The sequence below is a fragment of the Streptomyces sp. NPDC047108 genome (genome assembly GCF_040643575.1).
In the GTDB taxonomy this organism is placed as follows: Bacteria; Actinomycetota; Actinomycetes; order Streptomycetales; family Streptomycetaceae; genus Streptomyces.
This window is the reverse complement of record NZ_JBEYUP010000001.1, coordinates 160784-185717: the sequence shown is the minus strand read 5'-3', so window position 1 is coordinate 185717 and position 24934 is coordinate 160784. Positions and strand designations below refer to the sequence as shown.

Below are 24934 nucleotides of genomic sequence, written 5' to 3'. Positions count from 1 at the left end.
CCTGGCCCGTGTAGATCGGCCAGAAGTAGATGAAGTCTGTGTGTTGAACCCCGAAGGGCCCCGACCAGGGTATCTGCCCCCGGTCGGGGCCGGATCAGGCCGCTTGGGCCGTCTCTGGGCCGTGATCTTGAGGAGCGGACCGCAGGTAGAGGCCGTCGACGGCCGTCCGCGTACGTCCTTCGCTGCTCGGCATCAGGTGCGTGTAGGTCCGGAGCGTGAACCCGGGATCGCTGTGACCGAGGTACGAGCTCAGGGCCCGGATGCTCTCGCCCGCGTCCAGCAGCACCGATGCATAGAAGTGCCTGAGAGCGTGCATGCCGTGCTCGCGGGCCGACGCGTATCGCTCGCCCGGTTCGACATCGGGAATGATGCCCGCGGTGGCCAGAGCAGGCTTCCAGTGGTGATCGTTGAAGTGACTCACCCGGACGTGCTTCCCCACGCCTCCGCTGAAGACGAGCTGCTTCGTCACGAGAGGGCCTTCGGGCGTACGCCATGGAAGGGTCACTGTGACGGGCTCGAACGCCTTCGAGTGCTCTCGAAGCGCTGTGGCCACTGCCTTCGGGAGCGGCACGTCCCGGACCTTGCCACCCTTCGGCAGGGCGAAGACGTACTTGCCTCGGATGCGCTTGAGCTGGTGGCCCACGGCCAGCCAACCACCCTCGTAGTCGATCTCCTCCACGGCCAGACCGAAGACCTCGCCCTGGCGTAGGCCACAGCCCGCAGCCGTGTCCACGGCCGCGCGGAAGCGCTGCGGGAGGGCTGCGCGTACGCCGAAGACCTGCTCGGCCGTCCACGGTGTGACGCGCGGCTTTCCTGGCTTCGGGAGCTGGACCGTACGCGCGCGGCACGGGTTCTTGCTCAAGAGCCCGTCATCGACAGCAGCGCTCAGCGCTGCGGAGACGGTGCCGACGATGATGCGGCGGTGGGATTCAGCGGGCACGGTTGCTTCCAGGTCGGCGATCCAGACGCGGATGTGCTCAGGCTTGAACGAGCCGAGCGGGCGGGAGCCGATGTGGGGGTAGGCATGGAGCCGCAGCCGACGTTCCGCAGCCTCACGGCTATTGATCTCGCCGGTGTGCGTCTTGACCCAGCGCTCCGCGTATTGCCGGAAAGTCGTCTTTCCGGCACGGGGGTCGACGTAGTGACCGCGCGACATGTCCGCTTCGATCTGAGCGAGCCATTGGTCCGCGAGTCGCTTCTCCTTGTCACGGAACGACTTGCTCTTCTCGGTGCCGTCGGGGCCGATGTACCTGGCGCGGTACCGCATGCCCGATCCATGACGATCGGATTTCACCCTACGGAGGCTGCCATCAGCAGTCTTCTCCGACTTGTACCAGCGGTCTTGAATGTGGCCTGCCATATGAGTTGGACCTTTCGATGCGCATGCGAACGGGAGGGCCGCGAAGCGGCCCTCCCGTTTGACTGAGGCGAGTTGATTGCTGGGCTAGGCGATGTCTTCTGCCGCCATGAGGTCTTTGATCCAGCGATGGACGGCGGCAGGGTCGAATCGCAGGTGTTTGCCGATGCGGAACCCAGGGGGACCTGTTCGCTTCTTGCGCCAGGCGTAGACGGTCTCGACGCTTTCCAGGCGGAACAGGCTCACAAGGTCCTCTGGCGTGAGGTATTGATCCGGGAGCCCGGACCGGAGAGTGCTGCTGGCAGACGGCGTTGCCATGCGATCCCCTTCATGAATGCGGTGGAAGGCCGGGCCTCTCTCAGGTCCGCTACATCCGCTACGCCGCTACATCGCAGGTCAGCGGGTGGGTTTTTGTAGCGGAGAGGTCGCGTGTAGCGGCTACGCACGAGCTACGGCGTAGCTGGCGTAGCCGCTACACGCTCTGGTGCCGCTACAGATTCAGCTGGTCTGAGCTGGGCTGTAGCGGTGTAGCGGCTGTAGCGGCTTCCTGGGGAGGGGGGCAGTAGCGGGCCCACGCGTCTTCCAGATCTTGGGCGTGAAATCCCTTGAGGACTCCGCCTGCTGTGCGGATGTTGCGGGAGCGGATGGGTTCGTTGTCGCTCGTCATGTACTCGCCGAGCATGCGGGACAGTCGCCGGTTGTCGAGGGGCTTGCCGTTGAGGTCGGCCCATGGGGCGTCATCGAGTGCGTTGAGCCGGTCGAGGATGGCGATGGTGGGCAGTCGGTCGATGCCGATGAGCACGTGGTCGCGTAGGTCGCTCAAGAGCCGGATACCGAGGCTGTGTTTGTCGGTGCACTGCGCCGCTTTGACCAGCGTTACGCAGGCTTCCCGGGCACGCTGTGGCCAGCGGCCGCCGACGGCGTCCGCGATGGCGATCAGGGGCTCCCACACGTCGGCGGGCCGGTCGGTGACGCCGTCGGGCATCTCCGGCCATGCACCCATGACGAACCCGCGGGCTCCTTCGGCCCATTGGGCGAGTTGATCGCGCAGCTTGTGGCCTTCGGTCTCGTGGATGCGGGCGCGGAAGGCTTCTACGCGTTCGTTGCGGGCCCTGCGCCGCATGCGGATGACGACGGAGCGGGTGAGGATTGTGTCCGGCAGGGAGCCGAGTCCGGCGACTGCGACGGCGCAGTACGAGGGGAAGGCTTGCACGGTCTGGTTACCGCCGTCACCGATGCACCGGTAGGTGACCCCGGAGCGGCGGTGTCCTGCGTTGAGGAAGCCGCGCAATTCCTCGTTGTCTCCGGCCTTGGGGCCGAAGACGGTGTCGATCTCGTCGAACAGGATGGTCGGGCGTCCGTCAGCTCCGGATACGGCCCGGAACAGGGCCGCAGCGGAGGCGTTGACGGCCGTCATCGGGTGCGGCACGAGGGTTTCCACGATCTCCAGCGCCCGTGACTTCCCGGACCCCGGTTCCGGGGACAGGACGGCCAGGCGGGGCGTGGAGTCGAAGCAGTCGAGCAGGTGCGCGTGCGCGTCCCACAGGGCGACGGCCACGTAGGCGGCCTCGGTGGGGAAGACGTTGAAGCGGCGGTGAAAGGCTTCCACCTCGTCCAGCAGCGCGGCCCCGTCGATGGTGGGGGTCATGCGGCGGCCCTTCCTTCCTGGTGGTTCCGCAGCGGGCAGGTGTCGCGGTGGCGTTCGTAGTCGGCGAGCAGGGCGGCCACGCGGTCGGCTCCGATGGCAGTGCCGGCATGTCCGCAGGGGCAGGCGTAGGCGGCGGAGGGGGTGTCGCCGTAGCGCTTGGACCAGCGGGCCCCGTCGTGGGGATGGCGGTAGACCGGCGTGGCGTAGATGCGGATGCCGGGGCGGTCCGGTGTGGGGTTTCCGGCGCCGCCGGTCCGCGGGTTAGGGCTTGTTTGGACGCCCTTACGGGCGGCGTCTTTCGGCTCGCCTACGACCGTCGTGTCCGCTGCCTGTGGAGCGGCGTGCGGCCCAGGCGGGGGTGAGGTGATGCTCTTCAGGCGGGGGCGGGTGGGGGTGTTCATGCCGCATCCCGCCTGTTCTGGTTGTGGGTGATGGACCAGTTCAGTGCGCTGCGGAGGGTGGAGCGGCACTCGGAGACGGTGAGTCCGGCCGTCTCTCCCGCCTCCTGAAGAGCCTGCTCGACCACGTGCCGGGGGAGGTCGCCCCACGCGACGAACCGCCCCATGGCTCGCGCTGCCCGGAACAACGCGGCCTCTCGTGAGCCGAGTTGAGCCGATGCGACGTTCCGCGTCTCGCTGGCGAGTGCTACATCCGCGTATCGGCTGGATTGACCGGCTACGGCCATTGAGGGCGCCTGAGACGTCTTGTGGGCCGGTTGCAGGATGCTGTGCAGCCACGAGGGCACGGAGGTCGTCTCAGGGCCGCACAGGGCTTCGTAGTCCCCTGTGGTGGTGCGGGATCCGGCGGCGACGACGTAGCCGCCCCAGGCGCGGGTGTCGACCAACTCCCCGATGGTGCCTGCGGTGTTGGTGAGCCGGGGACTGGGTGGGGCGGTGAAGTACAGGTGCTCGCCGCCGCTCGCGGTCCGGGTCCGGTAGGTGTCGGGGACGGCGTGTCCGGCGCGCTCGCAGAGCGCCCCAAAGGTCGCCGCGCCGCAAGGCGCGTCCGAACTGCCTTTGCCCTTGGGGACGTCCAGGTCGATGACCAGAAGCCCGGACGGGCCGGTCGCGATGCCGACGTTGAACGGGGCCCGCGACCACGCGGCCCGGATGCGGTCCGCGTTGGTCGTGGCTCGCTGCTCCCACTTCAGGTGCCCGCCCGCGCAGGGGCCGGTGCGGGTGCAGGTGGCCCGTCCGTGGAGAGCGGGCCGCTTGGCGCCGGGACGGAGGGGGAAGACGTGCCAGCCGCGTTCTGCGGCGTCCAGCGCTGCGCGCAGCAGCGCTAAGCGGAGGTCATGAGTCATGCTGGATGTCTCCAGTTCCTTGGATGGGTGCTGGTGGTCAGGGCGGCCCGGTCATTGGCGTGAGGGGGCCGCCCTTGGCGTTGCTAGCCGTGGAAGTGGTTGCGCTTGAAGATCGCTTTGCGGATGTTGACTGTGGTCCCGCTCTTGGAGCCGTGGGGCTTGAAGACCTGCACGCCGAGCCAGCCGCCGAAGATGACGGCGGCCAGGACGATCAGTTGGTGGACGAGCGCGGTCAGGGCGGTGATGAACGTGGTGAGCATCAGCAGGCCGCTGCACACGGCGAGGAACCCGACGCCCCCGAGGGCGAGGTTCACCGCGGTGCCGGAGACGGCGGGCTTGGCCGCGACCGGTTCCGGGCGGGTGGGTTCGATGGTGTAGCCGGTGACGACGCGGCCGTCGGGCAGGACGATGCTCGCCACCGCGGGAACCGTGCCCGGCTGGACGTGCACGACCGGCGCCGGGACGGTGACGGCGGGCGCGAGCGGGGTCGGCTGATGCACCTCTATGGCCCGCTGAACGGGCGGGCGGTGGGTGTGGTCGGGGAACATGCGGAATCCCTTCCGGCGTATGGCCAGGGAGGCACAGACACCCCCTGCCGGGGGCGCTGTGGAGGGGTGTCTGAGGGGTCTGACCTGCATGCCTCCCTGCCTCCCTGAACGATCATTCGCGCAGGTCAGGGCCAGGGATGCGGGTCAGGGAGGCTGTCAGGGAGTTCTCCCTGCCTCCCTGACCCGTCGGCGGTGCGCTCCCTGTCATCCGTCGGCGGAAGCGGAACCCTCGGTGTCGCGGTTGGCGAGGGCGCGGGCGACCCGGTCGCGGGCGACGACCATCACGCCGTCGGACTTGTACGGCTCGGCCCCGGCGTCGTCCAGGACGCGCTTGAGGTCGATGAACGACCAGCTGCCGTAGGCGCCGGTGTTCAGCGTGGCGAGCCGCGCGAGCACGTCCTTGGTCCGCACTCGGGGCGCGTCGCCGATGACGGTGGCGATGTCGGCGAGCGGGTCGTGTTCCTCGCGCTGCTCGATGGCGTGCAGGGTGGTTACGCCGTCGCGCAGGGCCTTGGCCCGGTCGGTGATGGCTTCGGCGTCGTCGTCGTTGATGTAGTGCGTGCGTACCGTGATGGACGACTGTCCGGCGGGGATGGTGATGCCGTCTGAGGCGACGACCAGGGTTCCCCGGTCCAGGCCAGGACGCAGCAGGTTCGGAGCGGCCCCGCCGTCGACGGCCTTGTCTCCCAGGGCCATGCGGGCCTGGGATTCGGTGCCCAGGGCGAGGGAGGCGCGGGTGTGGGCGCCCTCGCGGACGAGCTTGGGAAGGTTCTCATTCGTCGGGTCCTGGGTGCCCTGCCACATCAGCACGTTCACGGCCCGGCCCTGGTTGTGAATCTTGCGGACGGCCATGAAGTACCGCGAGTTGGCCTTGGAGCCGCCGTAGGGCCGCTTCTGGTCGTCGATGGCGGGGCACATGAACGCGACCTGCGCTTCGTCCACGCACACGATCAGCGGCGGGAACACGGTGCCGGGCGGCGCCTGGATACGGCGGTTCATCTCATCGACGGCGCCTTCGACCATCTCGGTCACCTGGATCACGTGCTCATCCGTCGGGCCCTGGATCAGGGTGGTGGCGAGCCCGTCGAACATGGCCCAGTCGCCCACGCCCTTGAGGTCACCCATGAGGAACTGAACCGACTTGTCCAGCGAGAGCCACAGGGCCAGGGAGCGCAGGGCGACGGTCTTGCCCTGGTTCGACAGGCCCGTGATCAGGAGGTGGCGCTGGTACAGGCTCACGCTCGCGGCGTCCCCGCGCAGGTCCTGCCCCCAAGGGGCGCGGCCCTTGGCGTAGTCGGCGGTCATCGTCTCGTCCGTGACCAGCGGGGACGGCCCGATCGGCTCGTCCAGCGCACCGGAGTCGGCCACCCATAGCCGCACCGTTCGCGCGGCCTGGGGGATGGTGATGAACACCTCGTGTTCGTGTCGGGTCAGGTTCTCCGCGAGCTTGCGCCGCCGGTTCTGCACCTCGTTGGTGGAGACCCCGGAAGGCAAGGTGACGTCGACTTCGACGCCGCATCCGGCGATCCGAATCGGGCCCAGCATCGAGGCGCCGGCATCACCCATCTCCTTGATGGCGTTGCGCAGCGCCGGGACGCCGAGGTCTCGGAGGGCCTTGACCACGATGGACGGGGTGATCGGCTCGCCCTCGCCGTTGCGAACGTTCGCCGGGAGTGCCCAGTTCGGGGCGGCCTGCTGCTTGCGGCCGACCGACCACAGGGCGAGCAGCGCGAGGAACGGGCCGATGGTGAGGGCGGGGCCCCAGACGATCTGCACGATCCGGATCAGGAGGGCGATGAAGTCGATGGTCGCCGTGAGCGGGGTGATGACGTCGCCGAGGTGGCCGGTGTTGAGGGCCATGACGACGCCGAGGGCGACCAGGACGCCGACGCTCATGCCAGCGCCGACGGCTACGCCCTTGGCGGCCTCTATGGGCGAGTGGAGGAGGTCCATGCGGCGGTGGTGGCGGGCGGCGCGGAAGCGCTGCAACCGCTCCTCCCACTCTTCGGCCGCCTCCAGGTTCCCCGCGGCCTCCGCCGCCCGGATCATCCGTTCGTACCGGGAGCCGGTGCGACCGTCCCAGGTCCGGCGTGCCACGATCCGGCCGCCGTTGAGGGTGTACATGCTGTGCCGGGCCGCTGCCCGCGCCGTCGCCCTGGTCGACTCGTGCGTAACGGCGCTCTTCACGGCGCGTCCGGAGCGGACCCACAGCGGCACGGGCCGTGTGGGCGGCGCGTCGGGCACGACCGTGAGCACAGTGGGGGCAGTGTCGGGGGTCGGAGGGTCGGTGGCCTTGCGGAGGTGGACGACGTTCTCAGACATGCTGGAAGTGCTCCTGACTACCCCTTCGTGGGGCGGGAGTTGATGGAGCCGGGGTGGCCGTGTCCGTGGAAAGAGGCGGCCACCCCGGGTGTTGCGGCTGTGGCTGGTCACCACCAGCCGGAGGACTTCTTCTTGGCCTTGTCGCGGGCGGCCTCGGTCAGCAGGCGCTGCCGCTCGCTGTGCAGGGCGGTCAGCTCCGCGTTCAGCCGGGTCTCAGCGGCGGAGGTGGTGGTGTCGATCTGGTCGTCGGCGCGACCGGTATTACGGCCCTTGGCGGCGCGGTAGGAGCCGCTGGCGAGAGCGCGGGCCATGGCACGGCGCTCGCTGCCGTTCAGCGGCCACAACTCCCGCCGCCGCACGGCTTCGAGCTTCTTGACCGTCTGCTGAATTTCCCGGTCCAGACGGCGAACATCGGAGTTACCCATTCAGGTCGTCCTCTCGGACCCGTGCGGGTCGGGGTAGGCGCACGGCACGCAGGTGCCGAGCGAGGTGGGGATGACGTATCCGGTATCGCGTCGGCACTCGGGACACGTGCGGCGGGCGGCGTTGGCTTTCGCCAGCGCCGCCCGCCGGGCAGGCGTCATCGGGCGGACGGGCTTGGCGGCGTCGATGCGGTAGAGGTAGGCGACCAGCGGCCCCCGCCGACGGCGGGGACGTTCGAGCTGAGCCGCCACCTGCTGCCCGCCCGGCCGCAGTCCGCGGGCGCGGAGTTGGCGGCGGGTGGCGTAGCCGTCCGGTGCCAGACGCCACCGGAACACCGGCAGCGCGCCCATCACGCGACGCGCTTCCAGGCGGCCCGCAGGCGGACTTCGGAGGCGGAGTGCCCGGCGGCGCGGAAGCGGGTGGCCATCTCCCGGTAGGACAGGGCGGGGTTCTCGCTGTGCCGGATCCGGTCCACCAGCGCGTCCAAGATCTCGTCACTGAGCCCGGGGGCGGTCTCCAACGCGAGGTCCGTGACCGGCTCCACCGGGCCCCAGATGGGGAGTTCCCAGCGAGGGGTGACGCCGGGTGTGACGGGGGTCGTCACGCTGGTCAGCGCCCTCCCGGTCTCCTCGCCGTCCCGCGCATCCTCCAGCGTCGACCACGCGGCGGAGAGGGTCTTGGCGGTCTTGGCCTGGACGCGTGCGACGCGGGCGCCAGCCTGCGTCACGGCCGTCAGCCGCGTCTCCTCCGTGCTGGCCTCGGCCCGCAGCCGGGCCCGCGCCACGGCAGCCGCATCCCGGGCCTCCTGCTGGATACCGCGGATGTCATCGAGGGCGGCCGTGGTGAGAGCGGTCCGTTCCCACAGACCGTGCACCACCCACAGCGCTTTCGCTGCGACGGGCAGCCATGCCACGGCCAGCCACGCGGCGGCCGACCCTTCAGCCGTGAGGGCGTGTGCGATCAGGACACCCGTGGCGACCAGGCCGAAGCACCAGCCAACGGCCGTCACTACGCGGCTGTGGTCGCCCTGCGCGGCAAGCCGACGCTCGTAGGCCAGGGTGGCCAGCCATCCCCCGTCGATGCCGAGACCGACAACGAGGGCGACGGGCCACGGCACCGCGCCGCCCAGCCACATCAGCACCACGGCAAGCGTGAGGACCATGGAGACGGCCGTCATCGCGACGGCGGGAAGAACGGTCTTGGCCTTCATGCCGCACCCCCCACCGTGAGCAGGACGGCGAGGATGAGCAGCGCGCCACCGGCCAAGGTCAGGTCGACCGCGCGGCGCAGGCACGTGAACTTCGCGACCGCGATCCGGGAGAGCCCGGCGATGTCGGCGGCCAGATCACGGGTGACGGCATCCTTGATCTCCTCCGCGGCGAGGGTGGCCCACAGCGGAAAGCCGTGACGGCCGCCCAGGTTCGGCCGAACCGAACGCAGCAGCAGACCGGCTGCCGCAACCAGTCCTGCCAGGCCGAGTCCGCCGCAGAGGTAGGCGGGCAGGTTCATCGGCAGGTCCCGGGCGACCGTCCAGGCCCCGGCCAGGAGGGCGCCGACGAATGCCAGTAACAGGGCCGTCTTGGCGTCGGTCCGGGCGATCTCCGCCTTCACCTCAGCGTGCGCGGCGGTGAGATTGTGGTCGGTGGCGCTCATGCGGCACCCCCGGGGAGGCTGGTTCCGGCGGTGCGGTTGGCCAGCTCCCGACGGGCGGTCAGCACCCGGTTGCGGGCCCGGCGGATGCGCCGGGCGTCCAGCTCGTTCGGGGTGCGGTCAAGGGCGATGATCTGCGCGTCGACCAGTTCGACGTCCGCCAGGATCAGCGGCAGCTCCTGCTCGATCGCATCCAGCTCCGCATCCGTGGGCTCCATCCACGGCTCGAACGCGGTAACAGCTTCCTGAACAGTGACGATGGGACTCATTGGGTCTGGTTCCTCTCAGACAGGAACGGCCCGAGTGGCGCCCCCGGAGTAGCCGCTCCGGGGGCGCGTGCCGTTGAAGTCGGAACATCCGGCTCCCCTCAGCGCCGCTCGTACGAGACGAGCAGCGGAGGCAACCGGCCGCAGGCACGAAGTGCTGCGGGGTTGGGATTTGCGCTGTACCGCGCACGGGGGCAAAACCCGTGTCGCGCCGCCCGCTTGCTCGCAGAGGTGGGGCGGTTCCCCTCAAAGCACACTGTTGAGTTCTCAAGCACCGATCAGCACAGGGCCCGCGGCGCGCGACCGAAGCCGCCTTCCGACGAGCAATCCCGGGCCGAGCGGGGCTCTGAGCAGCGGGAACGCCACACAAAGCCCAGTTCGAACAGACTGGCACCGCTGGTCTCACTGGTACCAACCAGTTGCTGAACATGCTGCACCCGCACACGGAGCGGAGTCAAGCGTTTTGGTTCAGCTTGTTGGTACCAGTTGCCTCAGTAGGGCAAGATGAAGGGCATGACTACTGCCTCGAGTCCCCTGTATGTGCAGTTGGCAGCCACTCTGCGAGCGAAGATCACCAGCGGCGAGTTCCCGCCCGGCACCAAGCTGCCCAGCGAGCGGGCGCTATGCGAGGAACACTCGGCGTCTCGCAACACAGTGCGCCTCGGCCTTCAGCGCCTAGTGGCGGAGGGGTTGATCGTGGCGAGTCAGGGGCGCGGGTACACAGTGCGCCGGCAGGACGTCTTGGTCTACAACGCGTCCCGCTCCGAGGACCACGATCGCCGTGTCTCGGCAGGCGTAGATGCATGGGTGCAGGACATCGAGGAGCAGGGACGGACGCCAAGCCAGAAGATCTCGGTGAGTATCGAGCGCGCCCAACCCGACATCGCCGAGCGACTGGGGCTTGGGCCCAACTCCAATGTTCTCGTGCGCCGGAGGCTCCGATTCGTTGACGACCAGGCTTGGTCTACCGAGGACTCCTACTACCCCTACGATCTGGTCCGAGGCACGCCGATTGCTGAGCCTGCGGACATCCCCCAAGGCGTAATCGCGTACTTGGCCTCGATGGGACATGCGCAGACGCGCTACCTAGACGACGTCACAGCGGTGATGCCAAATCCGGCTCAGACCAGTGAGTTGAACGTCGAGCCAGGCGTGCCGCTTCTAGTTCGAACCAGGACCGGCTACGCGGATGAGCGGCCAGTACGCGTCACCGTCACAGCCATGCCGACGGATCGCAACGTGCTCCGCTATGACCTGGGAGGGCCGCAGCATGGATGAGAGCATCACGGTTCGCCCAGCTTTCCCGGGCGAGGTCGGAACCATCGCGTCGATGTGGAGAGAAGCATCAAGCTGGCTCAGATCGCAGGGATCCGACCAATGGCAATATCCGCCGGACCTGGAGAAGATCTCGCGTGATGTAAGAAGGGGGACAGCCTACATCGCTCATAGGCGCAAGGCGTACCTCGGAACAATAACTCTCGATGATTTTGCGGACCCTGAGTTCTGGAGTGACGCAGATTCTCCGCGTGATGCGCTCTATGGGCACAGAATCATTGTGCTTCCCAGTGCGCAGGGCTTCCACGTTGGAAGTGCTTTGCTGGACTGGGCTTCCAAAAGAGCCCGGGCTGCGGGAAAGTCCTGGCTCCGGGTGGATGCATGGAAAACAAACGAAGAGCTTGGCCGATACTACGAGCGGCTCGACTTTGACTTCGTGAGGAGAGTGGATTTGCCGCACCGTCGTTCAGGTGCGCTCTACCAACGGTCTTCGGATACCATGACTAATCAAGGCCCCAAGGTGGTTCACCTGGAGATGCCACAACATGACATCAATGGCAACCCAAGCACCGAGGGTGCGTGGGGGCACACTAGCCCTGCGTAATCGTACGCCGCGCTCTGGAGGCGGTAGTCATAAGGTGGTAGTCTTCCGCTTGCTGGAGTCACTCGCTGAGGGCAAGCCCATTCTCGCAAAGAAACTCAATTAGCTTCCACATGGAACTTGATGGGTTCTTTTCTTTGCGGTGCACGTAATCCGGATATTGTTCGTCTAGATTGCGTGCACGTTCCACCGCGGCGCCGATGCGCGAACTAACTTCTTCAAAATCAAAACTCTTGGAGTCGTAGCTCGAAATCCGACTCTTGGCTATTCTGCACATTTCAGCCGTTGTTCTGTAGCCAGCAAATTCGGAGACGTGCAGCACGAGCCACAGTTCAAAACAGGGATTGGACATGGCGCATAGAATATTCGATTGCTTTGCGAGCCTTAGCGCGGCGTCCAAGCCCCCGTGTGGAGTTGGCGCCTCTACGTCAAAAATACACCAAACGGCATCGTATGGATCAGCCTTGCTGATTTCCCTGGCACGCTTCCTGGCGCTCTTCACCAGGCCTAGCGGCTCTCCGTAACTTGGTCCGGGCTCAATGACAATTCCGAAGCTCAGTGCTAACTTGCGCAGACCGTTTACGTAGAGGCGCTCTGTCTCTTCTCCCTCGAAATATACGAGGAACTTCTTGTTCGCGTTCCTCGCAGGCTTTGCACTACCGCGACTCAGAGTCTTTCTTGCTCTCAATGTCCACCCTTGGCTCTAACCTCGGAAATGATTTCACTAAGAAGTGACTCATCGAAGAACGGCAATGCCCCATACCGCCCCCCGAGGTACCGCTTCTCGATATTCTCGATCGACCGTACCTTGAAGTCGGATAGAGGGTATAGCTGCGTTGCTCCATCGGTCTTCTCGGTCAGCCAAACTTGATCGCGTCGCAGGCGAGCAACAGCGTCGGGGCCGAGTAGCGCAGCGTCGTGTGTGTTAAAGATCAGTTGGGCTCCGTGCGGATTCGTACGTTTGTCCTGGAAGAGGCGAACGAACTGTCCTGCGACATGATGATGAAGCTTTGCGTCGAGTTCGTCAATAACCAGCACGCTGCCTGAGGTCAGAGCTCGAATGATGGGTCCGGCGATCCCAAGCCACGTCTTGGTCCCACTTGACTCGTGCTCCAGCGGCAGGGTGAATTTCTTGCCCCTCGCGGCGTGCGAAACCTCTACCTCCATTGCCATGGAAACCTGGTTCGGGGAAACCTCAGTGTTTTCCACAGCGCTAATGAAGTCAGCGAGTTTCATTGCATGCTCGGGTGCCAGTTGTGCGTCTGCAAACTTAACGCCGTCAACCCCCAGATCTGCATACTTGAGGAGATGAAGCAGCGCTGAAGATTGATGTTCTTCGAGAAAGTGGCGAGTCTCTCGCAGTCGACCGTCGAAGTTCCCTTCTGTGGCGATCTGAAGATTAAACGCAAACCAATCGTAGATCGCCTCCAGCTGTTCATGGTTATTTGCTGCCGCAGCGGATAGGTAGAGACTGTTCGGTCTCACCATCTTCGCGATTTGTTTCCGCTGGCCGTGCAAGGTGGGGCCGAAGTCAATATCGTGCCCGGCATTTCTTTCAAAGATTCGCCGCGGCTTCCCCTCCGGGTAAGAATAGAGCCACTCTCTGGTGAATTTTTCCGAATCGCAGTGGAACCCGTACTCGTGTCGGGTGCCTTCATTGACGAATTCCACGGTAAATTTGCTAGGGAGTTTAGACTTCTGGGCGTCAAGCAGGAATGGGCGGCGCGGAATCTCATCCGTTGGGCGCCATCGCTGGTGCGAGTCGCACACGGCTCTTTTCACGAACCCGAGGGCTGCGATTACATTGCTTTTCCCGGAAGCATTCGGGCCGAATACCCCGATTGCGGGCAGAACGGCATGCTTCGACCGGGGGATCGGGGCGACGGCCAGATCGTCATGGCGATCGATCGCGATGGCGCTTAGCTCCTGCTCGTCACGAATCGAGGCGAAGTTGGCCACCGCGAAGCGCAGTAGCATCTGGACCTCCTGATGGGAGCGTGGGGGGTGTTAGAAGCCATCCTGCGTCAAAGTTTGCCCTGAGCCAAGACCAAACAAGCATTCTTGGTGTGTCATCGCCCCTGTAGAGGTGAGTCCAGGTCGATGCCCTTGCCCCTGAGGAGCGGTCTCGTCCTCAGGTAGACGGGATCTGAGGGTGTGCGTTCGCTGGGGGCTGTTGGGGTGAGGCGATTGCACAATCGCAACGCTTGGGCAATGTCGTCGGTCATTGAGCGGCCTGCTCAGCGTCAGGCGTGGGCTAGGCGGCATCACCCCAGGGTGAGGGCGATCGTCGCAGGTCAGGCCCTGGGCTGCCGGAGGCACGTCTCCCCGTCTTACGTGATCGGGGCGGGATGGCTGTCAGTGTGAATGATCGTTCCGAGTTCCTGTGGCGTGGGCCACGGTGCGCTGCGGTGGATCATGCGGTGGCAGTTCGAGCAGATGAGGGCAAGATCGGAGAGCTTGGTGTTGCCCTCACCTGCTTCATGGAGGGGCACGACGTGGTGGCACTCGATGTAGCCCTTGCCGCGCTCCCCGTAGACGGCCTCGAAGTCGAACCCGCACGCCTCACAGGCGAGGGTCCCACCGCTCTTCAGCACCGCTGCGATCTTCTTCTTGCGCAGCCCCCTGTTGCGCTCTCGCGTCCTGTGGCGTCGGTAGAGCACACGGCCTTCGGGCGCGCTGACGTCGTCCTCGCCGTCGTCGCTGTCCTGGGGGAGGGCAGGCTGAAGGGTTCCGTGCTTCAAGCCCTCGCGCAGGAGTGCTGCGGCCTGAGCCATCTCTGCCGGCCGATCCAGGAAGTCCTGTAGGACCTCCTGGTCCAACTGGCCGCCCTTCGTTGGCTTCCCCTGGTAGCCCGGGTGGCTTGTGGCGATGTCCGCGGACTTCCGAGCCGCTCCATTGCGGTTTCGGTACGTGGTCGAGCGAGCTTCTTCCGGATAGGCGCCCAGGAGCTGCAGGAGATGAGACAGTTCCCCGATACGGGGATCCTCTGCATCCAGCCAGTTCCAGTCGTTCTTGGCGACCACATCGCAGGCGAGGATCAACTCGTCGCGTGTCCACTTCGGGCTACGCGACGGCCTGACGGTGAAGCCTTCCCGCCTAAGCCAGTCGACCGCATGCCCGACTCCACCGCTGAGCTGCTTGTTCGTAAGCGGTGCGCCGTGCTGGTGCTTGTGCGCGACTCCGGCGATGGCCTTGGAGTCGTACTCCTTGCCGTCGTGCACGAGCAGGTACGTGTTCGCTTCGCCGTAGCCGTACATGTTGAGGAACGCTTCACGTCCCAAGTGCTCATACTCCTCAAGGGTCTTGAGGATGTCATCCCGAGAGATCGCGCCCTTAGCCATGCGCCGGATTGTAGGAGCGGGGACTGACAGCCCGAGGGCTGACTCGTCATCAGTCGCGCCCGGGGCCGGGCCGTCTGTGGGCCGTCCGGAGGCGGCCCACGACAACCGCCAACGACCGACAACGGCCACGGCGGGCACAACACCAACAGGTGCCGTGCCCGCCGTCTTTGCTGCTAGACCCAGGTGTCGAGCCACATGCGATCCCGCCACGACTCGATGGGAATGGCCTGGCCTGTGTAGATCGGCCAGAAGTAGATGAAGTTCCACACGATGAGCAGGACCAGGACACCGGCTCCGACCGCGCCCATGGCACGGCGGCGTTCGCTCGATCCCCGTGGGCCCAGCATCGCACCCAGCATCATCGTCACGGCCAGGCAGAGGAACGGCACGAACACCACGGCGTAGAAGAGGAAGATCGTCCGCTCCTGGTACATGAACCAGGGGAGCCAGCCCGCCGCGATGCCGCAGAGGATCGCACCCGCGCGCCAGTCCCGGCGGAAGGCCCAGCGGTAGAGCACGTACAGCACCGCGAAGCAGGCCGCCCACCACAGCAGCGGGGTGCCGATCGCCAGGACCTCGCGGGCGCACTTGTCGGCCGCGTCCACCGGGCAGCCGTCCTGGCCCGGGCGGGGCGACTCGTAGAAGTACGAGACGGGGCGGCCGAGGACCAGCCAGCTCCAGGGGTTGGACTGGTAGGTGTGCGGCGAGGTCAGCTTGACGTGGAAGTCGTAGACCTCTGCCTGGTAGTGCCAGAGGCTGCGCAGCCCGTCGGGCAGCCAGCTCCAGAGGCCGCCCTGGTTCGGCGGCTTCGACGCCCAGTCGCGGAAGTAGCCGCCCTGGGTGGCGAACCAGCCGGTCCAGGAGGCGACGTACGTCGCGACGGCGACCGGCAGCACCGACACGAACGCGGGCAGCGCGTCCCGCGTCAGCATCGCGCGGTACGGGTGCCGGGCTCCGGCCATACGGCGAGCGGCCACGTCCCACAGGACGGTGAGGAGGCCGAACGCGGCAAGGATGTAGAGCCCGTTCCACTTCGTGGCGATGGCCAGGCCCAGGCACAGGCCCGCGGCCAGCCGCCACGGCCGCAGCCCCAGCCGCAGCCGGTCCCCGACGGCGGGGTCGGGGCGTACGTCGGTGCCGGTCTCGTCCTCCGGCAGGGCGGCCGCGAGTTTCGCCCGCGTTCTGTCCCGGTCGACGAGCAGGCACCCGAAGGCCGCCAGCACCCAGAACATCAGCACCAGGTCGAGCAGCGCCGTGCGGCTCATCACGAAGTGCAGGCCGTCCACCGCCAGCAGGCCACCGGCCAGGCAGCCCAGCGCGGTCGAACGGAACAGCCGTCGGCCGATCCGGCACAGCATCAGCACGGACAGCGTGCCGAGCACCGCCGTCATGAAGCGCCACCCGAAGGGGGTCAGCCCGAAGAGCTGCTCGCCGAGCGCGATCGTCCACTTCCCGACGGGCGGGTGGACGACGTAGCTGTGCTCGGGACTGAGCGGGATCTTCGGGGGGTGGCCCAGGATCAGGTCGTTGGCGTTCTTCGGCCAGTTCCCCTCGTACCCGTACTGGAGCAGGGACCAGGCGTCCTTCGCGTAGTACGTCTCGTCGAATATCACCGCCCTGGGGTTGCCGAGCCGCCAGAACCGGAGCAGTCCCGCGACGAGGGCGACGAGGAGCGGACCGCCCCAGGCGGACCAGCGGGCCAGCCGGTGCGCGGCGCGCGGGCTCAGGCCGAGCATGGCCCAGGAGCGGGTGGCGGGGGCCGGATACGGGGGGACGAGCCGCTCCCGCAGCGGCGTCCGCGGCCGGTCCACGTGCCCGAAGCGGCGGAGCCGCAGCTGCCATGCGGTCGGTGCGGCGGTACGTTCCGCCGCCTCGCCGCGGTGCTGTTCGCCGGCCACGGGGCGTGCTCCTGTCGCGGTGTCACTGGTCACCGCGCCATCGTAGGGAACCCTGCTGTGCGCGTGTGCCTCCCGCCCCGGGGCGGGTGCGCGCACCCCCCGGAGGGTGACCCTCGCCGGGCGCGGGCGGCCGAGCGCGGTGACCGAAGGGCGCCGGGCGGCCCGGCCCCGCGGCGGGGCTGGGAGGATGGCAGGCGTGACTGGAACGCTCGTACTCGCAGGGACCCCTATCGGCGACGTCGCGGACGCCCCGCCCCGGCTCGCCGCCGAGCTGGAGACCGCCGATGTGGTGGCCGCCGAGGACACCAGGCGGCTGCGCCGCCTCACCCAGGCGCTCGGGGTGCAGCCCGCGGGCCGGGTCGTGTCCTATTTCGAGGGCAACGAGTCCGCCCGGACGCCGGAACTGGTCGAGGCGCTGGAGGGCGGGGCCCGGGTGCTGCTGGTCACGGACGCGGGGATGCCCTCGGTGTCCGACCCCGGCTACCGGCTCGTCGCCGCGGCCGTCGAACGGGACATCCACGTCACGGCCGTACCGGGGCCCTCCGCGGTGCTCACCGCGCTCGCGCTGTCCGGGCTGCCGGTCGACCGCTTCTGCTTCGAGGGCTTCCTGCCGCGCAAGGCGGGCGAACGGCTCGGCCGCCTCCGCGAGGTCGCGGGCGAGCGCCGCACGCTCGTCTACTTCGAGGCACCGCACCGGCTCGACGACACCCTGGCCGCGATGGCGGAGGTGTTCGGGGCCGGGCGCCGAGCCGCCGTGTGCCGCGAGCTGACCAAGACGTACGAGGAGGTCAGGCGCGGACCGCTGAAGGATCTGGCCGCGTGGGCGGCCGAGGGCGTACGCGGTGAGATCACGGTCGTGGTGGAGGGCGCGCCCGCCCCGGAGCCCGAGGAACTGGACCCCGCGGAACTGGCCCGGCGCGTGGCCGTACGGGAGGAAGCCGGTGAGCACCGCAAGGAGGCGATCGCGGCGGTGGCCGCTGCGGCCGGACTGCCGAAGCGGCAGGTGTTCGACGCGGTGGTGGCGGCGAAGAAGGCCTGAGGAGGGGCGCCGGGCCGGGCCTTACGGGCGGGTAGGAGCGTATCCGCGGCAGCGGGAGCAGCAGACGGTCGGCCCCGCCGAAGTGCGGCGCACATGACAGGGGCCTGCCGCAAGGTAAAGGGATAATCTGAAAAGGCAAAGCTCAGGCCCCTGCAGAAGGGTTTTTCCACAACCAACTCCCCAAATCTGCGCCAACAGGTGGCAGGGGCTGCTGCGTTCCCGCCGAAATGGGCGTCCACTGGAGCTGGGACGTTCCGGTCCCGGAGGGCTTGTCCGAGGGACAAGAGGAGCTGGCATGAGTGAGATCGCGGACACCTCGAACGGTGTCTTCCCGACGGCCCGCAGCACATCCGCCGAGCCGCCCACCCGCGAGGCGTACTCCTTCGCCTGTATGCGGTGCGGCCACGGCTGGGAGCAGGACTACGAGATCCACCACCACGTGGACGCCCAGGGGCGGGTCCAGGTGACCTACCACGCGAACGGACGCCGTGTGCCGTCCCCGCTGACCCGCCCCACCTGCCAGAACTGCGACGGCCACGTGGTGCGCATCATGCGGTCCGGGCAGATCCCGCTGGCAGCCGCGGGGCTGGCGGAACAGGGCATCGCCGGGCCGCTGCTCGGCTCGGCCGCGGCGGCTCGCGCGCAGATGGAGCCGCCCGGCACGACCCGTACCGGCGAGCCCGCCGGCCGGGAGGGGGCCGTTGCGAGCGGCGGCGGTGGCGAGCCCGAGACGGTCCACCGCCGCCATCTCTCCGACCTCTTCCACCGCTTCCACCGCAAGGCGTCGTGAGCCGTACGCCCGCAGTGCGCGAGCACGCCGGGCTCACGACCGTGAGCCCGGCGGGCGGCTCCGGGGTGCCGGTGCGTCCCGCATAGGATCGCCGCCATGGCGGCAACGGCACCGAAGAGCGGCAGTGGCACGGGCGGAACCCCGGGCGGGGGCGCCGACGGGGGCAAGGTCTCCAGGGACGGCAGGACCGCCGCGGAGAGCAAGGCCACCGCGAAGGGCCGAGCTGCCAAGGACGGCAAGGCCGCCAAGGACGGCAAGGCCGCGTCGGCGCCGCCGCTGCCCGAACCGTTGCGGGTTCCGGTGGCCGACTCCCACACCCACCTCGACATGCAGGACGGCACGGTCGACGAGGCCGTCGCCAAGGCTGCGTCCGTCGGCGTCACGACCCTGATCCAGGTCGGCTGCGACGTGGCCGGGTCCCGGTGGGCCGCGGAGACGGCCGCCGCCCACGAGGCCGTCCACGCCACCGTGGCGCTGCACCCGAACGAGGCGCCCCGCATCGTCCTCGGCGACCCTGGAGGAGGCGGGCCCCGCCAGGGTCCGCGGGAGCCCGGAGGGCAGAAGGCCCTCGACGCGGCGCTCGCCGAGATCGACGCCCTGGCCGCGCTGCCCCAGGTGCGGGGCGTCGGCGAGACCGGGCTGGACCGGTTTCGCACCGGGCCCGACGGCATGGCCGCCCAGGAGCTGTCCTTCCGCCGCCACATCGAGATCGCCAAGCGCCACGGAAAGGCGCTCGTCATCCACGACCGCGAGGCGCACGCCGATGTGCTCCGCGTCCTGGAGGAGGAAGGCGCTCCCGGCACCGTGGTCTTCCACTGCTACTCCGGCGACGCGGAGATGGCCAAGATCTGTGCCGAGCGCGGCTATCTGATGTCCTTCGCCGGAAACGTCACCTTCAAGAACGCGCAGCCTCTGCGCGACGCGCTCGCCGTCGCCCCGCTCGACCTCGTCCTGGTCGAGACGGACGCGCCCTTCCTCACGCCCGCGCCCTACCGCGGACGGCCCAACGCCCCGTATCTGATCCCGTACACGCTGCGGGCGATGGCCGAGGTGAAGGGTGTCGGCGAGGACACCCTCGCCGAGGCGGTCGCGGCGAATACGGCACGCGCGTTCGGCTACTGACCGCCCCGGCCCCCGGAGGCGAAACCCGGAGTCACCCGCACCCGTTGGGTCACCGTGCGCAGTCACACGGTTTGGGAGAGTGACGATCCCTTCGATACAGTCCCGGGCCCGATCACCGGAACCGGGTGCACTCCCTCAGCCACAGCTGCGGGTGCCCCGACCCAGCGGCAGCTGGGGGAGGGAGCGTCGTGAGCAGATCTCAGGGCAGCCACCGCGCCGTCCGCGGCGCCCGGCGGAGCCGTGCCGAGGAGACGCGGCAGGGCAACCGCCCGTACGAGCCGGGGGACACGTCGCGCACCAACCGCCCGTACGAGCCGGGGGACACATCGCGCCCCAACCGGGCGTACGAGCCGGGGGAGTTGCCGCGGACCAACCGCCCGTACGAGCCCGGGGAGCCACCGCGGTTCAACCGCGGCTACGAACCCGGCCGGGTCCCGCGCCAGTACCCGGTCGCCCCGGCGCCCCCCGTACCGCCCGCCGCCCGCCGTGCTCCCTCAGCCCCGCCCCCGTCCCCGGCGCCCCCGCACCCGCCCGCCGCTCCCGTTCCGCCCGCGTCTCCGCCCACTGCTCCCGTGCCTCCTGCCGGGGGCCGGGCCGCCGCCCGTCGCGCCGCCCAGCACCGCCGGGCCGCCGAACGGCCCGACGCCCTGCGCCGGCTCGTCCCGCAGGCCCTCGTCGTGGCCTTCCTCGCGGGCGGCACCACGGCCTTCGTCGCGCACGACAAGTCGGTCCGCCTGACCGTGGACGGCACCGACCGCACCCTCCACACCTTCGCCGACGACGTCCAGGAACTGCTGGAGGACGAGGGCGTGGAGGTCGGCCCGCACGATCTGGTCTCGCCCGCCCCCGAGGAGGCGCTCACCACAGGCGACGAGGTCGTCGTCCGCTACGGACGCCCCGTCACCCTCACCCTCGACGGCACCGACCGCCGCGTCTGGACGACCGAGGGCACCGTCGAGAGCGCGCTGCACCAGATCGGCGTGCGCGCCGAGGGCGCCGACCTCTCCGCCTCCCGCAGCTCCTCCATCTCCCGCCGCGGGCTCGACCTCAAGGTCTGGACCGAGCGGACGGTGACCGTCCTCGCCGACGGCCGAGCGCACGCACTCCGGACGAACGCGGCCACCGTCCGGGAGGCCGTCGAGCAGGCGGGCATCGTGCTGCGGGGCCAGGACACCACGTCCGTCGCGCAGGACAGCTTCCCGTACGACGGCCAGACGATCTCGGTCCTGCGGATCACCGGGACGAAGGAGGTGCGCGAGGAGCCGGTCCGCTTCCGTACGGTCAGTTACCTCGACTCCTCCCTCACCCAGGGCACCGAGGTCGTCGTCCAGCAGGGGCGGCCGGGAGCCCGGCGCGTCACCTACGCGCTGCGCACCGTCAACGGCGTCCGGCAGAAGCCGCGCAAGCTGCGCTCCGAGGTGGTGCGGCGGCCCCGCACCCAGGTCGTCCACGTCGGCACCAAGCCGCTGCCGCGCTCGGTCCGCGGCGCGGACGGCCTGAACTGGTCGGCCATGGCGCGGTGCGAGTCGGGCGGACGGCCCAGCGCGGTGGACGCCTCCGGCACGTACGGCGGGCTCTACCAGTTCGACACCCCCACCTGGCAGGGGCTCGGCGGCCGCGGCCGGCCGCAGGACGCACCGGCCGCCGAGCAGACCTACCGGGCCAAGAAGCTGTACGTCCAAAGGGGGGCGAGTCCGTGGCCGCACTGCGGCCGTAAGCTTCACCAGTGAGCACCAGCCCCCTCCACGACGAGCACGGCCCCCTGCTGGGCCCCACCGACATCCGCGAACTGGCCGCCGCCCTCGGCGTACGCCCGACCAAGCAGCGCGGCCAGAACTTCGTCATCGACGCCAACACGGTCCGCCGGATCGTGCGCACCGCGGACGTACGGCCGGTCGACGTGGTCGTCGAGATCGGCCCAGGACTGGGCTCGCTGACCCTGGCCCTGCTGGAGGCCGCGGACCGGGTGACGGCCGTCGAGATCGACGACGTGCTCGCCGCCGCGCTGCCCGCCACCGTCGCGGCCCGGCTGCCGGACCGCGCCGACCGCTTCGCCCTGGTGCACTCCGACGCGCTGCACGTCACCGAGCTGCCCGGGCCGGCGCCGACCGCCCTGGTGGCCAACCTGCCCTACAACGTGGCCGTTCCCGTCCTGCTGCACATGCTGGCGACCTTCCCGACCATCGAGCGGACCCTCGTCATGGTCCAGGCGGAGGTGGCCGACCGGCTCGCGGCGCCGCCCGGTTCGAAGGTGTACGGCGTGCCGTCGGTCAAGGCCGCCTGGTACGCGGAGGTGAAGCGCGCCGGGTCCATCGGGCGCAACGTCTTCTGGCCCGCGCCCAACGTCGACTCCGGACTCGTCTCCCTCGTCCGGCGGGCGGAACCGCTGAAGACCGGCGTCACGCGCAACGAGGTGTTCGCCGTCGTCGACGCCGCGTTCGCCCAGCGGCGCAAGACCCTGCGCGCGGCGCTCGCCGGCTGGGCGGGCTCGGCGGCGAGGGCCGAGGCCGCGCTGGTGGCTGCCGGGATCTCGCCGCAGGCGCGCGGGGAGTCGCTCACCGTCGAGGAGTTCGCCCGCATCGCGGAGAAGAAGGGAGCCGCGCTGTGACGCGGTCCGTCACCGTCAGCGTCCCCGCCAAGGTCAATGTGCAGCTCGCGGTGGGCGGGGTTCGGCCCGACGGCTTCCACGACCTGGCCAACGTCTTCCTCGCCGTCGGTCTCCACGACCGCGTCACCGCGACCCCGTCCGACACCCTGCGGATCACGGTCGAGGGCCCGGACGCGGACCAGGTCCCGGCGGACCGTACGAACCTGGCCGCGCGCGCCGCGGAACTCCTCGGCGCCCGCTACGGCATCGCCCCCGACGTGCACCTCCACATCGCCAAGCGGATCCCCGTCGCCGGCGGCATGGCGGGCGGCAGCGCGGACGGCGCGGGCGCGCTCGTGGCGTGCGACGCGCTGTGGGGGACGGGCGCCTCGCGCGAGGAACTGCTCGCCCTCTGTGCCGAGTTGGGCAGCGACGTGCCGTTCAGCCTGGTCGGCGGGGCGGCGCTGGGACGGGGGCGGGGAGAGGTCCTCACACCGCTGGAGGCCGGCGGGACGTTCCACTGGGTCTTCGCCGTGGCGGACGGCGGACTGTCCACCCCCGCGGTCTACCGGGAGTGCGACCGGCTGCGGGAGGCGGCGTACGCGGAGCGGGCCGGGGCGGGCGCCTCGGGCGGCGCGAGCACCGAGCACGTACCGGACCCGGAGCCGTCCCCTGCGCTGCTCGACGCGCTCGCCGAAGGGGACGTCGTGGCGCTGGCGTCCGCCGTGACGGCCGCGGGAGGAACGAGCAACGACCTCCAGGCGGCGGCGGTTTCGCTGCGGCCTTCGCTCACCGGGACGCTGGAGGCGGGCGCGAAGGCGGGCGCGCTGGCGTCGATCGTCTCCGGCTCGGGCCCGACCTGCGCGTTCCTCGCCCAGGACGGCGCGGCGGCCGCGGCCCTCGCCGAAGCGCTCCTCGCCTCCGGCACCTGCCGCACCGCGATCCCGGCCCCGAGCCCGGCCCCCGGGGCGACGATCGTGTGACGGACCCGGCCTGTCCTGATGAGGACGTGCGGGGTGTCCGCCGACGGAGCCTCGGTGGAGGGCGCGGCGTCAACACCCGTACAGGCGGGCCCAGTTCAGGGCCTGCGTCCCCGGGCGACCCTCGGCCCGGGCTGCCCACCCCGCCGTGAGGGTGCCCGGGCCGCGGCACCGGACCGGCACCATGGTTCCGCCGCGCACCGTCCAACCTTTCACCTTGCAATGGCCTGAACTGCCTTACCGGCAGGCCGACTCGGACGAACACGAGAACAGCCCCGGTACCGTCGGCACCGAGGTCCGATCATGGACGCTCGGCCGGACCACCCTGCGAGCCGTCCAGGTGAAGGGGTGGCCCGGCTTAGGTATGCCGTTGTGCAGCGCAACCCTGACCCAACAACGGTCGCCATGGGTTGAGTGAGACGGCTTTCAGAGGGCCCAGGACTCCTCTGGATCGTCCAGCCACGCCCGCTGCCCCTTCGGCGTCACCGTGAGACCAAACCGATCGTGCTCGGGCCCTGGGAACTCGCCTTCGACGGCAACCACTACACCGATGCCGCTGCCTCCTACACGCTCGCCGCATCAGCGAGCAGGGAAGCAAAGTCATTCGATCTGTGGGCCTGTGCGCTCGTCCGACACGCATATGTCGAAGTGCACGAGCGACGGCACAACGAGGCCGTAAGCATCCTGTCTGCCGCGGCGAGACTCGCCAAGCACGGAGACAGCACACTGTCCACCCGTCACTGGGTAGCCTCGGTACAGGCAGAAGCACACGCCGGCCTCGGCGATCTGAGTGCGTGCGAACGCGCCTTGGACGAAGCTGACAAAGTGCAGGACCTCACCGGACCGGGGAGCAACGGAGGATGGCTGCGCTTCGACGGATCGCGGCTGGCCGAGGAGCGAGGAGCCCGCTACGTGCAGCTCGGGCGCCTCGACCTCGCTGAGAAAACGCTCACGAGCGCCCTGGAACATCGTGCTCTTGCTGAGGGGCAGTCGTATCGACGCCGGGGGGCTGTCCTGACGGACCTCGCAGCGATCGGCGCAAAGCGGCAGGACCCTGAACAAGTCCTCACCTTCGGCAGGGAGGCTCTGCAACTCGCCAGAGAGTCATCCTCTGGCTACGTCGCCCGTAGACTCCGGAACCTACGAGCCGACTTCGGCCCCTTGGTCCGCGACGGCCGTGTGGCAGAGCTGGGAGCCGAGATCGGCGCATTGAGCACGGCGCGACGAGAGGGGTAGGCATGGAGCAGGCCGAGGGCGCACAGGTGTTCCGGGAAACCTGGATCGCCGGAGTGAAGAAACACTTCCCGGGCGAGCCCAAGCCCAGCTATGTGACGCCCTGGGAAGACACGCCAGAGTGGGAACGTCAGGCAGCGGGCGCCGTCCACGAACAAATTCGCCAGTTCCTCGAAGTGAGCAACAGCCACGCCACGCGGCTGACGCGCGAGCAAAAGGGCCGTTTCGTCGCGACCTGCTGGACAGCGCAGATGTACAAGCACTTCGAAGACCCCAAGCCCGGCTACGTGGCCGACTGGCCTGAACTCCCGGACTGGCAGAAGGAAACCGACTCGGACATCTTCGAGGCCATCGAGAAGTCTCTGAGCTGAACACTGCCCGACGTGCGCCTTCCTGGCCCGGGGACGCATCGGCGGCCGCGGCCCTCGCCGATGCCCACCGTGCCTCGGGCACCTGCCGCACCGCGATCCCGGCCCCGAGCCCTGCCCAGGCGGCCATGGTCGTGTGACGGATCTGGCTTCGTCCTGCCGAGGACGGGCCGAGCGCGGGGA

At 68.9% G+C, this 24934-nt stretch carries 25 protein-coding genes and 1 pseudogene; 10 read left to right on the top strand and 16 right to left on the bottom strand.

All coding sequences use genetic code 11. The features are described 5' to 3' along the window. Positions 1 to 94: 94 nt before the first annotated feature. From ABZ822_RS00810 to ABZ822_RS00755, 12 genes are all read right to left on the bottom strand, one after another. Positions 95 to 1360 (bottom strand): site-specific integrase, encoded by a 1266-nt coding sequence (locus ABZ822_RS00810; protein ID WP_360845341.1) that lies wholly within the window; start codon positions 1358 to 1360, stop codon positions 95 to 97. Positions 1361 to 1444: 84 nt separating this feature from the next. Further along, on the bottom strand, positions 1445 to 1675 hold the full coding sequence (locus ABZ822_RS00805) for a helix-turn-helix domain-containing protein (RefSeq protein ID WP_360845339.1): 231 nt from the start codon (positions 1673 to 1675) through the stop codon (positions 1445 to 1447). 172 nt (positions 1676 to 1847) lie between these two features. Beyond that, positions 1848 to 3005: a DUF3631 domain-containing protein gene (locus tag ABZ822_RS00800; protein WP_360845337.1), complete on the bottom strand. Its 1158-nt coding sequence runs from the start codon at positions 3003 to 3005 to the stop codon at positions 1848 to 1850. Next, entirely contained in the window at positions 3002 to 3406 is a 405-nt protein-coding gene (locus ABZ822_RS00795) for a hypothetical protein (RefSeq protein ID WP_360845335.1), read from the bottom strand. Before ABZ822_RS00795 ends, ABZ822_RS00800 begins: the two co-directional genes overlap by 4 nt. Beyond that, on the bottom strand, positions 3403 to 4308 hold the full coding sequence (locus ABZ822_RS00790; protein WP_360845333.1) for a bifunctional DNA primase/polymerase: 906 nt from the start codon (positions 4306 to 4308) through the stop codon (positions 3403 to 3405). Before ABZ822_RS00790 ends, ABZ822_RS00795 begins: the two co-directional genes overlap by 4 nt. A gap of 83 nt (positions 4309 to 4391) precedes the next feature. Next, positions 4392 to 4856 carry a hypothetical protein gene (locus ABZ822_RS00785; RefSeq protein WP_360845331.1) on the bottom strand — a complete coding sequence of 155 codons (465 nt, stop codon included), beginning with the start codon at positions 4854 to 4856 and terminating at the stop codon, positions 4392 to 4394. Positions 4857 to 5060: 204 nt separating this feature from the next. After that, positions 5061 to 7178: an FtsK/SpoIIIE domain-containing protein gene (locus ABZ822_RS00780; RefSeq protein WP_360845329.1), complete on the bottom strand. Its 2118-nt coding sequence runs from the start codon at positions 7176 to 7178 to the stop codon at positions 5061 to 5063. A 107-nt stretch (positions 7179 to 7285) separates the two neighbouring features. Continuing rightward, positions 7286 to 7603 carry a hypothetical protein gene (locus ABZ822_RS00775; RefSeq protein WP_360845327.1) on the bottom strand — a complete coding sequence of 106 codons (318 nt, stop codon included), beginning with the start codon at positions 7601 to 7603 and terminating at the stop codon, positions 7286 to 7288. Then, positions 7604 to 7951 carry an RRQRL motif-containing zinc-binding protein gene (locus ABZ822_RS00770; protein WP_360846891.1) on the bottom strand — a complete coding sequence of 116 codons (348 nt, stop codon included), beginning with the start codon at positions 7949 to 7951 and terminating at the stop codon, positions 7604 to 7606. After that, on the bottom strand, positions 7951 to 8811 hold the full coding sequence (locus ABZ822_RS00765) for a protein spdB (RefSeq protein ID WP_360845325.1): 861 nt from the start codon (positions 8809 to 8811) through the stop codon (positions 7951 to 7953). The genes ABZ822_RS00770 and ABZ822_RS00765 overlap by 1 nt, the downstream gene beginning before the upstream one ends. Then, positions 8808 to 9254, bottom strand: coding sequence for a Pycsar system effector family protein (locus tag ABZ822_RS00760; protein WP_360845323.1), 447 nt, complete (start codon positions 9252 to 9254; stop codon positions 8808 to 8810). Before ABZ822_RS00760 ends, ABZ822_RS00765 begins: the two co-directional genes overlap by 4 nt. Further along, a complete protein-coding gene (locus ABZ822_RS00755; RefSeq protein ID WP_360845321.1) occupies positions 9251 to 9520 on the bottom strand; it encodes a DUF6284 family protein in 270 nt (89 codons plus the stop codon). The genes ABZ822_RS00760 and ABZ822_RS00755 overlap by 4 nt, the downstream gene beginning before the upstream one ends. Positions 9521 to 10030: 510 nt before the next feature. Here ABZ822_RS00755 and ABZ822_RS00750 point away from each other — a divergent pair. Both ABZ822_RS00750 and ABZ822_RS00745 read left to right on the top strand, forming a co-directional pair. Further along, positions 10031 to 10795 (top strand): GntR family transcriptional regulator, encoded by a 765-nt coding sequence (locus ABZ822_RS00750; protein ID WP_360845319.1) that lies wholly within the window; start codon positions 10031 to 10033, stop codon positions 10793 to 10795. Next, positions 10707 to 11396, top strand: a complete 690-nt coding sequence (locus ABZ822_RS00745) for a GNAT family N-acetyltransferase (protein WP_360845317.1) — start codon at positions 10707 to 10709, stop codon at positions 11394 to 11396. The genes ABZ822_RS00750 and ABZ822_RS00745 overlap by 89 nt, the downstream gene beginning before the upstream one ends. A 58-nt stretch (positions 11397 to 11454) precedes the next feature. Here the strand turns inward: ABZ822_RS00745 and ABZ822_RS00740 are convergent, their stop codons facing one another. The 4 genes from ABZ822_RS00740 to ABZ822_RS00725 form a co-directional block, all read right to left on the bottom strand. Continuing rightward, positions 11455 to 12081, bottom strand: coding sequence for an RloB family protein (locus ABZ822_RS00740; protein ID WP_360845315.1), 627 nt, complete (start codon positions 12079 to 12081; stop codon positions 11455 to 11457). Then, positions 12078 to 13370: an ATP-binding protein gene (locus tag ABZ822_RS00735; RefSeq protein ID WP_360845313.1), complete on the bottom strand. Its 1293-nt coding sequence runs from the start codon at positions 13368 to 13370 to the stop codon at positions 12078 to 12080. The genes ABZ822_RS00740 and ABZ822_RS00735 overlap by 4 nt, the downstream gene beginning before the upstream one ends. A gap of 353 nt (positions 13371 to 13723) precedes the next feature. Next, positions 13724 to 14734 (bottom strand): HNH endonuclease, encoded by a 1011-nt coding sequence (locus ABZ822_RS00730; protein ID WP_360845310.1) that lies wholly within the window; start codon positions 14732 to 14734, stop codon positions 13724 to 13726. 173 nt (positions 14735 to 14907) lie between these two features. Next, complete coding sequence (locus ABZ822_RS00725) at positions 14908 to 16632, bottom strand: phospholipid carrier-dependent glycosyltransferase (RefSeq protein WP_360846889.1); 1725 nt, start codon at positions 16630 to 16632, stop codon at positions 14908 to 14910. 187 nt (positions 16633 to 16819) lie between these two features. Here ABZ822_RS00725 and rsmI point away from each other — a divergent pair, with 187 nt between their 5' ends. From rsmI to ABZ822_RS00685, 8 genes and pseudogenes are all read left to right on the top strand, one after another. After that, the gene (gene rsmI, locus ABZ822_RS00720) at positions 16820 to 17671 is read left to right on the top strand and encodes a 16S rRNA (cytidine(1402)-2'-O)-methyltransferase (RefSeq protein WP_360845308.1); all 852 of its coding nucleotides are present in this window, start codon (positions 16820 to 16822) and stop codon (positions 17669 to 17671) included. 295 nt (positions 17672 to 17966) lie between these two features. Continuing rightward, positions 17967 to 18461: a hypothetical protein gene (locus ABZ822_RS00715; protein WP_360845306.1), complete on the top strand. Its 495-nt coding sequence runs from the start codon at positions 17967 to 17969 to the stop codon at positions 18459 to 18461. A gap of 96 nt (positions 18462 to 18557) precedes the next feature. After that, entirely contained in the window at positions 18558 to 19583 is a 1026-nt protein-coding gene (locus ABZ822_RS00710; RefSeq protein ID WP_360845304.1) for a TatD family hydrolase, read from the top strand. A 188-nt stretch (positions 19584 to 19771) separates the two neighbouring features. Further along, a complete protein-coding gene (locus ABZ822_RS00705; RefSeq protein ID WP_360845302.1) occupies positions 19772 to 21313 on the top strand; it encodes a ubiquitin-like domain-containing protein in 1542 nt (513 codons plus the stop codon). Continuing rightward, entirely contained in the window at positions 21310 to 22191 is an 882-nt protein-coding gene (rsmA, locus tag ABZ822_RS00700; RefSeq protein WP_360845300.1) for a 16S rRNA (adenine(1518)-N(6)/adenine(1519)-N(6))-dimethyltransferase RsmA, read from the top strand. Before ABZ822_RS00705 ends, rsmA begins: the two co-directional genes overlap by 4 nt. Then, on the top strand, positions 22188 to 23153 hold the full coding sequence (locus ABZ822_RS00695) for a 4-(cytidine 5'-diphospho)-2-C-methyl-D-erythritol kinase (RefSeq protein WP_360845298.1): 966 nt from the start codon (positions 22188 to 22190) through the stop codon (positions 23151 to 23153). The genes rsmA and ABZ822_RS00695 overlap by 4 nt, the downstream gene beginning before the upstream one ends. A gap of 516 nt (positions 23154 to 23669) precedes the next feature. Further along, positions 23670 to 24386: pseudogene (locus ABZ822_RS00690) on the top strand (transcriptional regulator); the annotation flags it as partial. 2 nt (positions 24387 to 24388) lie between these two features. Next, positions 24389 to 24754 carry a hypothetical protein gene (locus ABZ822_RS00685; protein WP_360845296.1) on the top strand — a complete coding sequence of 122 codons (366 nt, stop codon included), beginning with the start codon at positions 24389 to 24391 and terminating at the stop codon, positions 24752 to 24754. Positions 24755 to 24934 lie beyond the last annotated feature (180 nt).

Excerpts from the sequence above, each read along its gene's own strand:
- ABZ822_RS00730 (WP_360845310.1), bottom strand. The coding sequence starts at position 14,734 with ATGGCTAAGGGCGCGATCTCTCGGGATGACATCCTCAAGACCCTTGAG.
- ABZ822_RS00800 (WP_360845337.1), bottom strand. The coding sequence starts at position 3,005 with ATGACCCCCACCATCGACGGGGCCGCGCTGCTGGACGAGGTGGAAGCC.
- ABZ822_RS00745 (WP_360845317.1), top strand. The coding sequence starts at position 10,707 with ATGAGCGGCCAGTACGCGTCACCGTCACAGCCATGCCGACGGATCGCA.
- ABZ822_RS00780 (WP_360845329.1), bottom strand. The coding sequence starts at position 7,178 with ATGTCTGAGAACGTCGTCCACCTCCGCAAGGCCACCGACCCTCCGACC.
- ABZ822_RS00735 (WP_360845313.1), bottom strand. The coding sequence starts at position 13,370 with ATGCTACTGCGCTTCGCGGTGGCCAACTTCGCCTCGATTCGTGACGAG.
- ABZ822_RS00805 (WP_360845339.1), bottom strand. The coding sequence starts at position 1,675 with ATGGCAACGCCGTCTGCCAGCAGCACTCTCCGGTCCGGGCTCCCGGAT.
- ABZ822_RS00770 (WP_360846891.1), bottom strand. The coding sequence starts at position 7,951 with ATGGGCGCGCTGCCGGTGTTCCGGTGGCGTCTGGCACCGGACGGCTAC.
- ABZ822_RS00750 (WP_360845319.1), top strand. The coding sequence starts at position 10,031 with ATGACTACTGCCTCGAGTCCCCTGTATGTGCAGTTGGCAGCCACTCTG.
- ABZ822_RS00685 (WP_360845296.1), top strand. The coding sequence starts at position 24,389 with ATGGAGCAGGCCGAGGGCGCACAGGTGTTCCGGGAAACCTGGATCGCC.
- ABZ822_RS00765 (WP_360845325.1), bottom strand. The coding sequence starts at position 8,811 with ATGAAGGCCAAGACCGTTCTTCCCGCCGTCGCGATGACGGCCGTCTCC.
- ABZ822_RS00810 (WP_360845341.1), bottom strand. The coding sequence starts at position 1,360 with ATGGCAGGCCACATTCAAGACCGCTGGTACAAGTCGGAGAAGACTGCT.
- ABZ822_RS00785 (WP_360845331.1), bottom strand. The coding sequence starts at position 4,856 with ATGTTCCCCGACCACACCCACCGCCCGCCCGTTCAGCGGGCCATAGAG.
- rsmI (WP_360845308.1), top strand. The coding sequence starts at position 16,820 with ATGGCAGGCGTGACTGGAACGCTCGTACTCGCAGGGACCCCTATCGGC.
- ABZ822_RS00795 (WP_360845335.1), bottom strand. The coding sequence starts at position 3,406 with ATGAACACCCCCACCCGCCCCCGCCTGAAGAGCATCACCTCACCCCCG.
- ABZ822_RS00715 (WP_360845306.1), top strand. The coding sequence starts at position 17,967 with ATGAGTGAGATCGCGGACACCTCGAACGGTGTCTTCCCGACGGCCCGC.
- ABZ822_RS00710 (WP_360845304.1), top strand. The coding sequence starts at position 18,558 with ATGGCGGCAACGGCACCGAAGAGCGGCAGTGGCACGGGCGGAACCCCG.
- ABZ822_RS00755 (WP_360845321.1), bottom strand. The coding sequence starts at position 9,520 with ATGAGTCCCATCGTCACTGTTCAGGAAGCTGTTACCGCGTTCGAGCCG.
- ABZ822_RS00775 (WP_360845327.1), bottom strand. The coding sequence starts at position 7,603 with ATGGGTAACTCCGATGTTCGCCGTCTGGACCGGGAAATTCAGCAGACG.
- ABZ822_RS00790 (WP_360845333.1), bottom strand. The coding sequence starts at position 4,308 with ATGACTCATGACCTCCGCTTAGCGCTGCTGCGCGCAGCGCTGGACGCC.
- ABZ822_RS00760 (WP_360845323.1), bottom strand. The coding sequence starts at position 9,254 with ATGAGCGCCACCGACCACAATCTCACCGCCGCGCACGCTGAGGTGAAG.